Annotated in this window: 12 protein-coding genes; 6 read left to right on the top strand and 6 right to left on the bottom strand. The window is 31.5% G+C overall.

All coding sequences use genetic code 11. The features are described 5' to 3' along the window. Positions 1-30 precede the first annotated feature (30 nt). The 6 genes from EYD45_RS01260 to EYD45_RS01235 all read right to left on the bottom strand — a co-directional run bounded on the left by EYD45_RS01260 (position 31) and on the right by EYD45_RS01235 (position 9,229). Positions 31-807: a polysaccharide biosynthesis/export family protein gene (locus tag EYD45_RS01260; RefSeq protein ID WP_130962528.1), complete on the bottom strand. Its 777-nt coding sequence runs from the start codon at positions 805-807 to the stop codon at positions 31-33. Between the two features lie 44 nt (positions 808-851). Then, on the bottom strand, positions 852-2,813 hold the full coding sequence (locus tag EYD45_RS01255; RefSeq protein WP_130962527.1) for a polysaccharide biosynthesis protein: 1,962 nt from the start codon (positions 2,811-2,813) through the stop codon (positions 852-854). Next, positions 2,810-3,940, bottom strand: a complete 1,131-nt coding sequence (locus tag EYD45_RS01250; protein WP_130962526.1) for a DegT/DnrJ/EryC1/StrS family aminotransferase — start codon at positions 3,938-3,940, stop codon at positions 2,810-2,812. The genes EYD45_RS01255 and EYD45_RS01250 overlap by 4 nt, the downstream gene beginning before the upstream one ends. Positions 3,941-4,509: 569 nt before the next feature. Beyond that, the gene (locus EYD45_RS01245; protein ID WP_130962525.1) at positions 4,510-5,433 is read right to left on the bottom strand and encodes a hypothetical protein; all 924 of its coding nucleotides are present in this window, start codon (positions 5,431-5,433) and stop codon (positions 4,510-4,512) included. After that, entirely contained in the window at positions 5,434-6,642 is a 1,209-nt protein-coding gene (locus EYD45_RS01240; RefSeq protein ID WP_233702481.1) for an MBOAT family O-acyltransferase, read from the bottom strand. Positions 6,643-7,381: 739 nt separating this feature from the next. Further along, positions 7,382-9,229 carry an Ig-like domain-containing protein gene (locus EYD45_RS01235; RefSeq protein ID WP_130962523.1) on the bottom strand — a complete coding sequence of 616 codons (1,848 nt, stop codon included), beginning with the start codon at positions 9,227-9,229 and terminating at the stop codon, positions 7,382-7,384. 433 nt (positions 9,230-9,662) lie between these two features. Here EYD45_RS01235 and EYD45_RS01230 point away from each other — a divergent pair, with 433 nt between their 5' ends. The 6 genes from EYD45_RS01230 (at position 9,663) to EYD45_RS01205 (ending at position 16,897) form a co-directional block, all read left to right on the top strand. Next, positions 9,663-10,685: an NAD-dependent epimerase gene (locus EYD45_RS01230; protein WP_130962522.1), complete on the top strand. Its 1,023-nt coding sequence runs from the start codon at positions 9,663-9,665 to the stop codon at positions 10,683-10,685. 161 nt (positions 10,686-10,846) lie between these two features. Beyond that, positions 10,847-11,830 (top strand): SDR family oxidoreductase, encoded by a 984-nt coding sequence (locus tag EYD45_RS01225; protein ID WP_130962521.1) that lies wholly within the window; start codon positions 10,847-10,849, stop codon positions 11,828-11,830. Between the two features lie 9 nt (positions 11,831-11,839). Beyond that, positions 11,840-13,219, top strand: a complete 1,380-nt coding sequence (locus EYD45_RS01220) for a nucleotide sugar dehydrogenase (protein WP_130962520.1) — start codon at positions 11,840-11,842, stop codon at positions 13,217-13,219. 5 nt (positions 13,220-13,224) lie between these two features. Further along, positions 13,225-14,505 (top strand): nucleotide sugar dehydrogenase, encoded by a 1,281-nt coding sequence (locus EYD45_RS01215; RefSeq protein WP_130962519.1) that lies wholly within the window; start codon positions 13,225-13,227, stop codon positions 14,503-14,505. 23 nt (positions 14,506-14,528) lie between these two features. Further along, positions 14,529-15,977, top strand: a complete 1,449-nt coding sequence (locus EYD45_RS01210; RefSeq protein WP_130962518.1) for an MBOAT family O-acyltransferase — start codon at positions 14,529-14,531, stop codon at positions 15,975-15,977. A gap of 11 nt (positions 15,978-15,988) precedes the next feature. Further along, the gene (locus tag EYD45_RS01205) at positions 15,989-16,897 is read left to right on the top strand and encodes a hypothetical protein (RefSeq protein ID WP_130962517.1); all 909 of its coding nucleotides are present in this window, start codon (positions 15,989-15,991) and stop codon (positions 16,895-16,897) included. The last annotated feature ends 106 nt before the right edge of the window (positions 16,898-17,003 follow it).

The raw sequence follows: 17,003 nt of genomic DNA, 5'->3' as shown, positions 1-17,003 counted from the left end.
ATATTATGTATGCTAAGGAAGGAACTATAATTATCGTCTACTAGTTAGGATAAGCACAGTAGAAGTAATTATAATAGATGCTATAGATATTGCAGCTCCAACCCTACCATCAAAATATGCCTGAGTTATTGCTGATTTATTAGGCTGAACATAAACAACGTCATTTTGAGTCAAAAAATATACAGGAGAATTAAATAATTCCTTATTTGTCAAATCTACTCTAGTATAGGTTTTTGTACCGTTAAAATCTCTTACTACTAGTACATTTTCCCTTTTGGCCTTAATTCTTAGGTCCCCCGCTAGAGCAATAGCCTCTAGTAACGTAATTCGCTCTCCTGATACTTCATACATCCCAGGATTGTTAACCTCGCCTAAAACAGCAATTCGAAAATTTAATATTCTAATGTTGACTATTGGATCTTTAAGATAATCCGAGAGCTTATCCTTAAGTAATTCTTTGGCTTGCTCAACACTTAAACCTAGCAATTTAATTTTTCCAAGTACAGGATAGTCAATATTACCATCTATATCAATTAAATAATCAATATACTGTAAACCACCCGAGTTGGTCTGTCCTTTTTTTAAGTTAAAAGGCTCAACTGCCTCTAAATCAAAAGTAGAGACATAGACACTAATGATATCATTTACTTTAAGCTTGGGTGTAAAGGTACTTGTATCAACAATAGTTTCGAAATCTTTGGCCGTCTGGAAATAAACAACATTTTTTTTTGAAGCACACGAAAAAAAAGATAGTAGTAGTACAAAATTAACTACGGATAATCGTGCCTTAATGGAATTAAAAAACATTATATTAAGATTTGGGGGTTAAAATACAAGATTTATATTAAATTCTATTGAACAGATTTAAAAACTTTGGAATCTTTTGAGTTATTCTCAATTATGCCTTTAGCTTTTTTATAAACCTTAACTCTTGTATCAAATTTCTCGTATTCTGAATTATTGGATTTGTACTCGGGTATTAAACTTTTCATTTTCATTACAATGTTATTGTTTTGAAAACGATTTGTAATACAAAGCTCTTCAATCTCAGCTTTTACTTTAGTGTAATCTAACTCTCTAGTTTTACTTATCAATATTTTTTTATGATATGTAGAAAGCGTGTTTTCACCATTTGCTAATAACTCTTCATATAATTTCTCTCCTGGTCTTAAACCAGTAATTTTAATATCAATGTCTTCCGGATATCTTAAGCCAGAAAGCTTAATCATATTCTTAGCTAAATCGTAAATCTTTACGGATTCACCCATATCAAATATAAATATCTCACCACCTTTACCCATTGTACCGGCCTCGAGAACCAGCTGGGAAGCTTCAGGAATGGTCATAAAATACCTTGTAATATCTTTATGGGTCAATGTTAAATTTGAACCATTTTCTATCTGTTTTTTAAACAAAGGAATAACCGACCCATTTGAACCCAATACATTTCCAAAACGTGTGGTAATAAATTTTGTTTTACTTTCTTTTTGCAAACAACTGATATACATTTCGGCCATTCTCTTAGTCGCTCCCATTACGCTCGTTGGGTTTACAGCTTTATCAGTAGAAACAAAAACAAATTTTTTCACATTATATCGCGAGGCTGTATCAGCCAATAATTTGGTTCCATTTACATTAATTTTTATAGCTTCGTAAGGAGATTTCTCCATTAAAGGCACATGTTTGTAAGCAGCTGCATGAAAAACCATAGTAGGTTTATGGATTTGAAAAATTGTATCGATTCTCAAGCCATCTCTAATATCAGCAACAATTGCTGCATAATTATATTTACCGCTTCTTTTTAAATCTTGTTGCACATCATATAATGCTGATTCTGCTTGATCAACAAGGATTAACTTCTTAAGGTTGAAGTTAGACAATTGCTTTACCAATTCACTTCCTATTGAACCAGCAGCACCAGTAACTAAGACAGTTTCTCCATTAAATTCGTTGAGTAAATTAGGATTATCAATACTAATTGGGGGTCTCCCTAATAAATCCTCTATCTGGAACTGCTTTATTTGGTTGCTGTTGAATTCGCCATTAATCCAATCTTCAATTGGGGGGACTTTTTTAATCTTTACATTAAAATCGATTAAATTATCAACTAGACTTATAATGTTGTTTGTATCAATACTCTGGGAAGCAACTATAATTTCATCAATGCTATTGTTTTTTACGAATGACTCATCGATATCATTCAAAGGTAAAATTTTAATACCATTAATCAATTTACCGCGTTTTTTAATATCATCATCAATGAAGAACTGTGTAACATAATTTGTTTTTGTATTGTTCATTAGTGCATTATAAGTAATGATACCAGAATCACCAGCTCCATATATCATAACATTTCTACTATCCGTTAGTTTAGATTTCAAATTGTTGTAACCAATTTTGAATAGCAGTCTACAGCCACTAAGTGCTACAAAACTAAACAGCGCGTGAACTACAATAATAGATTTAGGTATGGTAAAGTTTGGTATAGTATTCGTTATGGTATTTGCCAAAACAACCAATGTAGTTAAAAAAGTCATTAATATTACCGCTTTAAAAACATTAACAACATCGGTAAAGCCAGTATGGCGAATTACACTTTTAAATGAACCAACAATTAAAAAGCTGATAGATGTAATACATAATAACAATGGTACTTGTACCAATAGTCGCTCGATCTCAAAATCAAGAGTAAAGTTAAACCTAATGAAATAGGCTAGAAAGAAAGTAGCCAGTACTATGGCTAGATCAATACCAAAAACCAGCCACTTCGAGGCGAATTTTTGGGAATAATAAGTAAAGTAGTTTTTTATCATGATTGAGGGGTTTGAGAGATTTTTTCAAGTATTCTATTTAAGTCATTATTAGTCAAATTTGAACCGCTTGGTAAGCATAAACCTTTTTTAAATAAATCTTCGGAAACACCATTGGTAAAGTGTAAATAATCCTTAAATACTGGCTGCATATGCATTGGTTTCCATAGTGGCCTAGATTCTATATCATCCTCAAGAAGAGCTAATCTCATTTGTTCTCTTTGTTCATACGAACTTGTTTTTATACAGGTTAACCATCTGTTGGAGAAAAAACCGTCAGGTTCTTCTAAAAATTCAAAAGATTCTATATGCTTTAGGTTTTCTTTGTAAAATTGAAAGTTTTTCCTTCTTGCTGCTACTCTTTTATCTAATACTTCCATCTGCCCTCTCCCTATTCCTGCTACCACATTACTCATCCTGTAGTTGTAACCAACCTTAGAGTGCTCATAATGAGGGGTATTATCCCTTGCTTGAGTAGATAGATGAACCGCTTGGTTCTTGTATTGTAGTGAGCTACATATTAATGCTCCTCCACCTGATGTAGTTATAATTTTATTTCCATTAAAGGATAAAACGCTGAATTCAGCCAAAGTACCACAAGGTTTATTCTTATAATAACTCCCTAATGCCTCAGCACTATCCTCAATAACTGGAATATCATACTTTTTAGCTATCAAATTAATTTCCGCAGCTTTGTATGGCATTCCATATAGATGAACTGCAATGATTGCTTTAGGCTTTTTATATTTTTCTATTCTATCTTTTATAGCTATCTCCAACAACTCAGGAGACATATTCCAAGTTTCCGGCTCACTATCAACAAAAACTGGAGTGGCTGCTTGATACATTATCGGATTTGCTGACGCAGAAAAGGTAAAGCTTTGGCATATAACTTCGTCACCCTTGGATACACCCAGAAGCACGAGTGCCATATGAATGGACGCCGTACCAGAACTGAGCACAGCTACATGTTTATGATTCCCCAAATAAGTTTCAATATCTTTTTCGAAGCCATTAACATTTGGCCCAAGAGGAGCTATCCAATTAGTATTGAAAGCTTCATTAACAAAGCCTTGTTCTGCGCCTCCCATGTGTGGGGATGATAAATATATTTTAGTTTTAGTCAACATTTATGTTTAGCATGCTCTTTAACGAGCAATCTTAAATATGTAAGTATCAAAAGTGTAATCCCCTTTCTTTGAAGAAAACAAAATCAAATACTAATTAGTCAAATTTTAAATTGATTTAATATGGTCTAGATGTATGCTTTTACCATTGAGAGGGATTGTGGTAATTCAAAATTAATGCAACAAATACAACTTATTAAATCAAAGAACTTTGCTATTAATCAATTTAATCTTGTATTGTGGTTGTAAATTTAGTAATTGTTTTAAAGCAACAAACACTGATTGGGGTTAATTCGCTAAAAGCATTATTAAAATCGGTTAACTACGTTTATGAGTTTTTTCATGGATAATGTTTGCATGTTATCGAAGACCAATTTCCTAAATAAATATTACCATAACGGATTGAAAGCATCCGGTTTTTTCCTTATTATTTATTGGTATCACAGTATATTTGTCGGTACTTTTCACTTTAAAAACTTTTAAAGATTAATAAAGTTGGTTTTAACAAATACCCCCCAACTATTTATTTAGACAGTGAAATGGTCCCACTTTAAGTATACACTAATAAAAAATTAGTTTTGTTTTAGTCTACTACTTAATTCTTTGGAAAATAAATCTGCCCCTTTTCCAGATAGATGAGTAAAATCTTTCCAGTTATTGATATCTGAAATATCTATAAAACTGGAAAAATCAAAATACTGTATTTCATTATATTTGAAATATTCTTTTGTCTTTAGAAGGAGGTTTTTTTCATTTTTAATAAGGGAAGGAGATGTAAAGAAAACTAATTTCGAATTATTTTTGTCGCACTTCTCTTTTATTTCATTTATAAATTTATCAATAAGAGGATTAGGGAGTTTAGAAATACCGTCATATTTAAAAGCTGAAAAATCTGTTTTATCAATTAAGTTTTTAAAAATCTGTTTTTGCCCTCGACTTGGAATTATGGGATCATAACCAATATATCCTTCGTAGTTATATTTCGGCGTTAAAAAATTCTTAATTAAACTAAGAACTTTTCCATTATAAACATAACATTTAAATATTTTAGATAAATAAATTTCTTTTGGGAAATTTTCAAAAATAAAATCATCTATATCATTATTCCGTTTTGTTACATTTAAAAGTCCCAAAATATCTTCTCCCTTATATTCTGAATTATATATGGACTTTGGATCTATATGCACCAAAATAATTTGTTCATTCTTATTAAGACTAGAAATTAACGCAGCACTATAGCCCAAACGCTTTCCATCTGCTCCCATGTTATAAGAATTATCATCCAAAACTTTGGGGTTAACGTGGTGAAGTGCTCTAGAACTACCAAAAACTAACAAATTCACTGAGTCCTTTAAGGATAAGAAGTGGTTTACTTTACCAACACCCTGTCCTGTGAGAACTTTTTCATCGATTCGTTTTAAACAATTAAAAACTACCAAGTCTGTTGCAAAAAACAAGACTATAAGCACTATTGATGTTTTTAAAGATTTTTTCATTTAAAATTGAAAGTATATAAAGTTAGAGGAGCTAGAATAAAATAAAACAATATTTATCAAAATAAATACTGAAATTATTGAAAAGCTTAAGGTATTCAATTTAGATCCAAAACTCTCCAAATGGATATTTCTCCTAAAAAGAATAACATCGAAAAATATTGCTAAAAACAACCCATACAAGACAGTCATCAAGCTGTTTATATTACCAACATATGGCAATAAATAATCTTCAGAGAATAATTTATTGAAAATGAAAATTGAATCGTGAAAGCTTAAAGACCTGAAGAAAACCCAAATTAAACTAACAATAAAGAAAATTATAATATTTTTAAAAAAATTATAATTTTTGGGCAATAAATTAAATTTTTTTTCTAGACCTAAAAGTATGCCATGAATCGCACCCCAAACAACAAAATTCCAGGAGCTGCCATGCCATAACCCCCCTAGAAGCATTGTGATAAAAAGATTCCTATATTGCAACACTATCCCTTTTCTATTTCCACCCAAGGGAATATATAAGTAGTCCCTAAGCCAAGTAGATAACGAAATATGCCAGCGTCTCCAAAATTCGGTAATAGAAACTGAAAAATATGGGAGGTTAAAATTTCTTTTAAAATCAAAACCTAATAATTTTGCTGTACCAATTGCAATATCTGAGTAACCACTAAAATCAAAGTATATTTGAAAGGAATATAAAACAACTGCCATGAGAATACTAGAAGCATTGTGGATATCAGGTTCATTATATATGCCATCTATAACTGCGCCAATTCCATCAGCTACAACTACTTTTCTAAAAAACCCAATTAAAATTTGAAAAAAACCATCTTTAAAACGATTGTGGATCCATTTCCTTTGCTCCTCTATTTGTGGAATTAAATTTGATGCCCTTTCAATAGGTCCCGCAACAAGCTGTGGAAAAAAACTAACAAATGTTGCAAAGTTAATAAAGCTTCTGGTTGGTTTTAATTCCCCCCTATATATATCAATTGAATATGACATCGTTTGAAAAGTGTAAAACGAAATACCTACTGGTAAAATAATGTTCAAAGTAGACAAAGAAACCTCATACCCAAAAATTGAACAAAAATCTACCCAAGATTCAATAAAGAAATTAAAATATTTAAATGTAGCTAATAGACCTAAATTAGTCATTATGCTTAAAACCAGAAAAAACTTTTTTTTATTTTCTGATTTATCAATTTTCAACCCCAATACATAATCCACAATTGTTGAAAATGCAATTAGTGATAAAAATCTCCAATCCCACCAACCGTAAAAAACATAACTTGCAACTAGCAATAATATGTTTTGAATTCTAACTTGTTTCCTTGGAAGAAACCAATAGCAAAAAAATACTATCGGAAAGAAAATCAAAAATGCTAAAGAATTAAAAATCATTTTTTTTGTGTATATGGGTATGTAGTTGATTACTAATATTATCCTGCAAATATGTTGTACAAATTAATATTATCAAAGAAAATCTATTAAAATCTTATTTATTATATATCTGGCAATAACTTGTATTTTTGAGCAAAAGAACGTAGAAAATCAATAACGCTAAAAAACTATTAGTAATCCATATTACAATAAATAGATAAATCATCATAAATTTGAAGCATTCGCATTAATATGCTTCCAAAATAGTCATCTAAATTATTTAAACATGTTTGGCTGATTTATCTGCAGTAATACATTTTAGAGAGCATCATGAAGCTTGTCTGGAGAGATTAACAGTATAATTCAATAAATAATCTCTTATTTATAATGGCAAAACGATAAACTAACGACTCTTTTTAAAGGCCTTCAACTAAATAAGAAAAAGATTGGAAAATTATTTTTTTATTTGGCTCTATGAGCTTGAAACTTAAATCTATATTGTGATTTAAAGTTTGCATATAGACATAGATTCCATATAAAATAATGAACACTATTTAGAGTTAGCCTTTTATGATCTATCTACAGAATTTAAAAATTCTTCTAAATCTGTATAACCATCTCCATCTAAATCACCTGTGCCATCCCTAGATAAATCTCCAAAGTTTGCAGCTTCCCAAGTATCTGGCATTCCATCATTATCAGTGTCATATCCAGCTGGTCTAGTATTTGTTGGCATTGTAGGCAATCCGCTTGCGGCTGTATTCCAATTGGTAGAATAGCTATAAGATACTTCGTTTTCAAAATTATAAATAGCGGTGGTATCAACAGGGTCTCTATAAACGCCTACCGTACCATCCGCATTAAGGTATTTGTTCGCTCCCGCTATTGGAAGCAAAGTACTTAAAACTTGTGAACTTGATAAAATGTTTGGTGTTGCTCCTTTTAATGGTAACCTTGAATTAACAAACCATTCAGGTTTTACAGTAGCGGTTGAGCCAGTAAAATTTTTCCATGCTAATGATTTATCTGATGGATAACCTGCTGGTGCAGGATTAAAATTATGACCACTTTGAGTATAGATAGTCCACTCAGTATCTTCATCCCATATCTTTGGAGACATATTTGCGTTTGTTCTTACCCTCCATAGTGTATGATTCTCCCAAGATATATGCTGGTTTCTTGTTTGGTTTCCTGTTTGGTAATAATTACCTATAAGATTTATTTCCCAATTACCAGCATCGCATCTAATAGGCTTTGCCCACCAGTTATGTATAGCGTTATTTATTAAATCTGCTTTTAAGTTTCCTCCTATTTTTGCAGGAGTTCTCCATCCAACGTTTGAGAACACATTGTTTAGAATACTAAAATCACCTAAATTCACACCAGCTTCATTGGATTCACCTATTAGTATTGCATCTTTACATTCAGAAAACAGATTATTTTGAAAAGTAATTTTATCTGTAAAATCAGTATGAGTACCAGCACCTAGTGCATATTCTTCTGAATAAGCAAATGAACAATGGTCTACAATTACGTTTGAGGTGGCTCTTAAATTTAAGCACCAATCATAAAAAGAAGTATCTCCAGGTTTTCTAAACTTAACAAATCTTATTATTACATTATCTTCTTGGTCCCATCCTATCTGATCTCCATAAAGTGTTATACCACCTTCAGGAGCTGTTTGTCCCGCAATTGTAACATTGCCTCTTGCACCCCAATGCAACTGTTCAGTAACGTTAATTACTCCACTAACATCAAAAACTATAATTCTGGGATAATTTTGTTCCAAAGCCCACTTTAAAGAACCTGGAGAACTATTCCATTGTAAATTGGTAACATGCAAGACTACACCTCCACGACCTCCTGTAGTGTATGCCCCTGCACCGTATGCTGACGGGAATGCTTTAAGCTCTGTGGCAATATCGTCCTCTCTTGGATCAACATTTATTGTAACTGCTGCTGTACTACAATTATCTGCATTAGCAGCATCACAAATTGTATACTCAAAAGTATCAGTTCCTGAAAAACCAGTATTTGGCGTATAGACTATTGAGTCGTCTAAGGGATTGTTTGGTGTACCATTATCATTTACTGTTAAAACACCATTAGATGGATCTGTATTTGAGACGGTAAATGTAGAAGGCAAATTTTCATCATTCAAATAGGGCTCAATAGTAACTGGCAAATCTTCAGAAGTTGAAAAAGTATCATCAATAGCCTCGACGGGTACTACCGGTGTCACGGCACCTGTATCTGGCTCTTCTTCTACATCAGGTTCCTCTTCTACCAATGCAGACTCTTCTAATACATATAACTCTTCATTATTACATGAAGGCAAAAGCATTAAAAAAAGTAAAAACGATAACAAAAATTTTAAAGTTGTAGGTAGGTTAGAGCTCAAATGTAGGTATTTCATTGTTATGATAAAAATTAGACTAGGGGATTCAAATATAAGTTCTTTAAACGGATTTTATATGCATTTCGTCGAAAAAATATTTTTTATTGTAATATTAATTCCACAAATGGTATTTCATCGTACTCAAATAGCATTTTATCGATTTTTTGTATTTGTGTCATATACGAATCCATTCCAGTTCTGGACTATATATTATTAAAAATAAATATTTTAACCGCAAAACTAAGTAGTTCATCGATTATTTAAAAGCATTGTTAATAATATGATAATAACTAATTTTAACGTGTGTACTTCTTGAAATGATAGGGCGAAATAGCATCTAAAATTAATTTTATCGAGTATATTTTCATTTTAACTCAAACTGAAAAGCCATTAAATTCTTTTTTCCATATTTGTATCATTAAACAAATTTTAACACCTCAAATCAAAAACAATGAAAATACTTGTAACTGGAGCCGCAGGCTTTATTGGTTTCTTCACTTCAAAAATTCTACTGGATAAAGGGCACATTGTTGTTGGACTCGATAATATTAATGACTATTATGATACCAAACTCAAGTTTGACAGGTTGAGAGAATTAGGCATTGACAATGATCAAGCCTCTGCATTCAACAGTTTATGTAAAAGCAAAAACATTAACAACTTTTCATTTATAAGAATGAATTTAGAAAATCGCGAAGAACTTCCTAAACTTTTTGAAAACGAAAAATTTGATGTAGTATGTAATCTTGCTGCCCAAGCGGGAGTAAGGTACAGTTTAGAAAACCCTGAATCTTATGTAGATTCTAATCTTGTTGGTTTTTTAAATATTCTTGAATGTTGTAGAAACTTCAAAATAAAGCACCTTGTTTACGCAAGTAGTTCCAGTGTTTATGGCTTAAATGAAAAAATTCCGTTTTCTACCGAAGACAATGTAGATAACCCTATAAGTTTGTACGCGGCTACGAAAAAGAGTAATGAATTAATGGCACACACATACAGTCATCTATTCAAATTCCCAACCACAGGGCTGCGTTTCTTTACTGTATATGGACCATGGGGAAGGCCAGATATGGCTATGTTTTTATTTACTGATGCTATTGTGAATAATAGGCCCATTAAAGTTTTTAACTATGGGAAAATGGAACGTGACTTTACTTATGTTGATGATATCGTGGAGGGTGTTGTTAGAATTCTTGAACATCCAAATGAAGAAAGAATAGAAAACAACGTCCTATATAAAGTATATAATATAGGCAACAACAATTCTGTAAAGCTATTAGATTTTATAAAAGAGATTGAATTTAATCTTAACACCGAAGCTGAAAAAAACATGTTGCCAATACAACCTGGTGATGTTGAGCGTACCTGGGCTAATGTAGATGACTTAATAAAAGACTACGATTATAGACCAAATACATCGATAAAACATGGTGTAAAAGCCTTTGTTGATTGGTACAAATCTTATTACAAATAACTTGTAACTAGTTGTATACCCAATTTTTACCGATTAAATCTCCTTAAAATTTAATGCAGTGATTTTTATCGTTAAAAACATCAACTTAGTATAATAATAATCTGTGTTTGAATAATTTTTTACATATTTGCTGCTGCTATTAACAAGTAACCCAAATTTAAATGCTACAGAATCTACAAAATAAGACCGTTTTGGTAACCGGTGGAGCTGGATTTATTGGTTCCAACTTATGTGAAACATTGCTTTCCAATAACATAAAAACAGTTTGCCTTGATAATTTTTCTACTGGTAAACGTGATAATATAAAGCCTTTTTTAGATAGTACTAATTTTAAACTTATTGAAGGAGACATAAGAAACCTTGAGGATTGTCGTAAAGCTTGCGAAAATGCAGATTATGTATTGCATCAAGCGGCTCTTGGGTCTGTCCCAAGATCAATAAATGACCCTATAACCTCTAATGAGGTAAACATATCCGGGTTTTTAAATATGCTTGTCGCTTCTAAGGACGCCAACATAAAACGCTTTGTTTATGCAGCCAGCTCTTCTACCTATGGAGATCATGAAGCACTACCCAAAGTGGAAGATACAATTGGCAAACCTTTATCACCTTATGCTATTACTAAATATGTAAATGAACTTTATGCTGATATTTTCCAAAAAGCTTATGGATTAGATACCATTGGCTTACGCTATTTTAATGTATTTGGCAAGCGGCAAGACCCCAACGGCGCTTATGCGGCAGTAATCCCTTTATTTGTAAAACAATTTATAAACCATGAATCTCCTATGATTAATGGTGACGGAAGTTACTCAAGAGATTTTACATATATAGATAATGTAGTACAAATGAATATGCTTTGTATAACCACCGATAACCAAGAGGCATTAAATACGGTATATAATGTTGCCTATGGTGACAGAACAACTCTATTGGAGCTAACAACATTATTAAAAAAGCATTTGTCTGAGTTTGACGATTCTATAAAAAATGTTGAAATAAAACATCGAGAAAATAGAGCAGGAGATATCCCGCACTCTTTAGCTTCTGTAGATAAAGCAAAAAAACTATTAAACTATAAACCCAAATACAATATTAATGACGGTTTAAAAGAAGCTGTTAATTGGTATTGGAAAAACTTATAATCAATAAAAATGAAAGTAACAAAAATTTGTTGTATAGGTGCTGGTTATGTTGGAGGACCAACTATGGCAGTTATTGCAAAGAAAAATCCAAACATTAAGGTAACCATAGTAGACATAAATCAATCTCGGATTGATGCCTGGAATGATTCCAATGTTTCTAAGCTACCTATTTACGAACCTGGTTTAGCAGAAATTGTCGAGGAAACACGAGGCAAAAACCTGTTTTTTTCCACTGAGATTGATAAAGCTATAGATGAATCTGAAATGATTTTTATATCTGTAAACACGCCAACCAAAACCTATGGTAAAGGAAAAGGGATGGCAGCAGATTTAAAATATGTTGAGCTTTGTGCCAGAAACATTGCCAACGTGGCTAAAACAGATAAAATAGTAGTTGAAAAATCTACACTACCAGTAAGAACGGCGCAAGCCATAAAAAGTATATTAGATAATACTGGAAGCGACGTGAATTTTGATATTTTATCAAATCCAGAATTTCTAGCTGAAGGAACTGCTATTCAAGATTTATTAAACCCCGACAGAGTTTTAATTGGGGGAGAATCTGAAGAAGCCATAGAAAGTTTAGCAAATATATATGGAAGCTGGGTGCCTCAAGAACAAATTTTAAGAACCAACGTTTGGTCTTCAGAATTATCAAAACTTACAGCAAATGCATTTTTAGCACAACGAATTTCTTCAATAAATGCTATTTCAGAACTATGCGAAAGAACAGAAGCAAATGTTGACGAAGTGGCAAAAGCCATTGGTATGGATTCGAGAATAGGCCCTAAGTTCCTTAAATCTTCCGTAGGTTTTGGCGGATCATGCTTTCAAAAGGATATACTAAACCTTGTTTACATAGCAAGAAGTTATAATCTAAATGCCGTTGCTGATTATTGGGAGCAGGTTATCGTTCTTAACGATCATCAAAAAAGACGATTTGCAGATAACTTAATTAGTACACTATACAATACGGTTTCAGGAAAGAAAATAGGTTTCTTGGGTTGGGCATTTAAAAAAGATACTAATGACACTAGGGAGTCTGCAGCAATTTATGTCGCGGATCACTTATTAAACGAGCAAGCAAGAATTGCTGTTTATGACCCTAAAGTTTCAAATGTTAAAATACAATCAGATTTAAATTATTTAAACACTAGATCTGAAAAGGAAAATAATGAGCTTGTAACAGCAACCGAAACCCCATATGAAGCATTAAAAGATGCACATGCGGTTGCCATCATGACAGAATGGGACGAATTCAAAACCTATGATTGGAAAAAAATATACAATGAAATGAAAAAACCTGCTTTTATTTTTGATGGAAGAAATATACTTGATAAAGCAGAAATGGAAGAAATAGGGTTTGAATATTCTTCAATAGGACAATAATATTTATGAACATGGATAAAATAGCAATTATAGGATTAGGATATGTAGGGTTACCTCTAGCCCGGTTATTTGCAACAAAATATTCAGTGGTTGGCTTTGATATTAATGAAAAGCGAATTGCTGAACTCCAACAGGGAAAAGATGCTACTTTAGAGATTGATGATAATATTTTAAAAGCGGTTCTAAAAGATAGCGATGATTCATCTAACGGGCTATACTGTTCGTCTAAAATAGATGACATAAAAGATTGTAACTATTATATTGTAACGGTACCTACGCCAATAGACAAAAATAAAAGACCAGATTTAACACCTTTATATAAATCTAGTGAAACTGTTGGGAAAGTGCTTAAAAAAGGAGATATAGTTATTTATGAATCCACGGTATACCCTGGAGTTACCGAAGATGAATGTGTTCCTATTTTAGAAAAAGTAAGTGGCCTTAAATTCAACTCTGATTTTTTTGCTGGTTATTCCCCTGAACGCATAAATCCAGGTGATAAAGAACATACAGTTGATAAGATTTTAAAGGTAACTGCGGGTTCTACTCCAGAGATTGGAAAAAAAGTAAATGATTTATACGCAAGTATAATCACAGCTGGTACACACCTTGCTCCTACCATAAAAGTTGCCGAAGCTGCTAAGGTTATCGAAAACTCACAACGAGATATCAATATTGCTTTTGTTAACGAGTTGGCAAAAATATTTAATTTAATGGATATTGACACCCATTCTGTATTGGAAGCCGCTGGTACCAAATGGAATTTTTTACCATTTAAACCTGGGTTAGTTGGTGGTCATTGTATTGGTGTAGACCCATACTATTTAGCGCAAAAAGCCCAAGAAGTTGGCTATCATCCTGAGATTATTTTAGCCGGTAGACGCGTAAATGATAGCATGGGACAATATGTTGCTAGCGAAGTAGTAAAAATGATGCTTAAAAATGATATCAAGGTTAACGGTGGTAAAGTCTTAATGCTTGGAATTACGTTTAAAGAAAATTGTCCAGACGTTAGGAACACCAAAATAGTAGATGTAATAAAGCATTTAAAAGAGTATGGCCTTGACGTAACTATTCATGATCCCTGGGTTAATTCTGAAGAGGTAATGCATGAATACAACCTAGAAGCTACTAACTCAATACCAAATGATACTTTTGACACTGTTATACTAGGTGTATCCCATGCAGAGTTCTTGGATATAAATTTTGATGATTTATTAGTCGAAAATGGACTTGTCTATGATGTTAAAGGCATTATTAAAGATAAAGTTTCAGGTAGATTATAAACTATCCAATAAAGAGATAAGGTATGCTTTTCAATTCCTTCGAGTTTGTCGTTTTCTTTGTTATTGTATTTTCCCTATACTATAAATCGTATAATAACTTAAAATTTCAAAATACACTCTTATTAATTTCCAGCTATGTGTTTTATGGCTGGTGGGATTGGAGATTTCTTTCTTTAATCTTGATTAGTTCAGTAAGTGACTATATAATTGGAAAAGCTATTGATGAAAATAGTAATAAAATTCAGAGAAAAAGACTTCTTATTTTAAGTTTATTTATCAATCTAGGAATACTAGGCTTCTTTAAGTATTATAATTTTTTCACTGAATCTTTTACAGATTTCATAGCCCTATTTGGATTTGAATCTAATCCATTATTATTGAAGATAGTTTTACCTGTAGGAATAAGTTTCTATACCTTTCAGACTATGAGCTACACCATTGATATCTATAGAGGGAAAATGAACTCTAATAAGAACTTACTTCAGTTTATGACGTTTGTTTCTTTCTTTCCGCAATTAGTTGCTGGACCAATAGAGAGAGCCTCTCACCTATTACCACAATTTAATAAGAAAAGAAAGTTTGATGTTTTTGAATTTAAAGAGGGTGCTAAACAAGCACTATGGGGCCTTTTCAAAAAAATAGTCATTGCAGATAATTGTGCGTTTTATGCCAATCAAATATTCGAAAACTCTGATAGCTATCCAGGAAGTGTATTAGTAATTGGTGTTATATTCTTTGCATTTCAGATTTATGGAGACTTTTCAGGTTATTCAGATATAGCCATTGGTATTTCTAGGATGATGGGAATTGATTTAATGCAAAACTTTAAATCGCCATATTTAGCAGAAAACATTCAAGATTTCTGGAGACGGTGGCATATATCCTTATCAACTTGGTTTAGAGATTATGTATATATCCCATTAGGTGGCAGTAAAGTAGATTCTAGCTTAAGAAGATCATTAAATATTATAATTACTTTTACTGTTAGTGGCTTTTGGCATGGTGCAAATTGGACATTTATTATTTGGGGAGCTCTACACTCACTCTTTTATTTCATTCAAACTGCATATAGTAAAAACTTAAATACTGTAAAAATTTTACCAGCAAGTTTAGTCAAAGTATTCAATATTACAATAACCTTTATTGCTGTTACTTTTGCCTGGATATTTTTTAGAGCAGAATCATTTACCCATGCAATAAGTTATATTTCTGAAATCGCGTCTAGTACTATATTAGTAAACCCGCTTAGCTATTTTAAAGAGATGGGATCATCAATACAACCTATCATAATAGTTATTAGTTTAATATATTTAAGTGTATTTGAGATAGCTAATAGAAATGCATCTTATTCTTTTCAAGTTGGACATTACAGAACTCCTGTTAAGACCCTAATTTATTGTTCTTTATTATTATTACTAATATTCTTTAGAGCAACTAATGGTGCTCAAGAATTTATCTATTTTCAATTTTAAAACATACAATTATGAAAAGTATCTTAATAAAGGCAACACCATTTTTAATTGTATTTTTTACTATTAATTTTTTTGTTTACAAAACAAGCCCTTTTTATAAGCAAGAAAGTAAATATTCAAATCGGATAGACTCTATTATAAATTCTAAACCCAAGGTAGTATTCTTAGGCGATTCACATTCTGAATCAATAAAACTTTTAAATTTATCTGAAAACATTGGAAACCTAGCCTTTGGTGCGGATGGAATTAAAGAAATGTATATAAAAACTTTAATACTAAAGAAATATAATCCAGAATTAAAATATGTATTTATTTCAACTGAGCCACAAATGTTTAACAATAGCATCTCTTCAAATAGCACATTCTTAAATAAATATTTATTAAAATTAAATAATTCAAAGGAAATTTATAATAAATCAAAACTTAACCTGATAACAGAAAAAATACCGCTTTTAAACGACAATTACTTAAGATATTTTCTTAATAACATATATTCTATCATCAGAAATGGTGGTAATAAAAGTGATAATAACACCTCCATTAAATGGACTGATATTTCTAGTTCTGAAAAAGAAAAAATTGCTTCTAGTACTGGAATAACAGACCACAATGGAATAATGACTAGGGATGAAGATTTAGAAATCTATAAAAAATTAGTAAATAATTTAAAATTAAGAAATGTAAAGGTAATAGGTGTTAGATTTCCAGTCAATGAGCATTATTTGAAACAATGTAATAAAGAAGATTTAGATAAGGTAAACCTTTTTATAAATGAGTTAAATCTTGACCAAAATTTAGATTATTCGCTAAGTTTGAATAGCGCTACATATTTTGAAAATGAAGACCATTTAAACAAAACAGGAATGGAAGAATTATCAAAATTAATATACAAAGACACTGGCATTGATCTTAATAAATAAATTTCAGTGAAATTCGGATTTGAAACACAAAAAAAACAAACTAAATCACTAAAATACAGGGGTTTATCGTAAATATTAGAACTTAACAGAATTGTTTATAAAAACA

This window comes from Hyunsoonleella flava, from assembly GCF_004310325.1.
GTDB classification, from domain to species: domain Bacteria; phylum Bacteroidota; class Bacteroidia; order Flavobacteriales; family Flavobacteriaceae; genus Jejuia; species Jejuia flava.
This window is presented reverse-complemented; position numbering and strand designations above follow the sequence as displayed.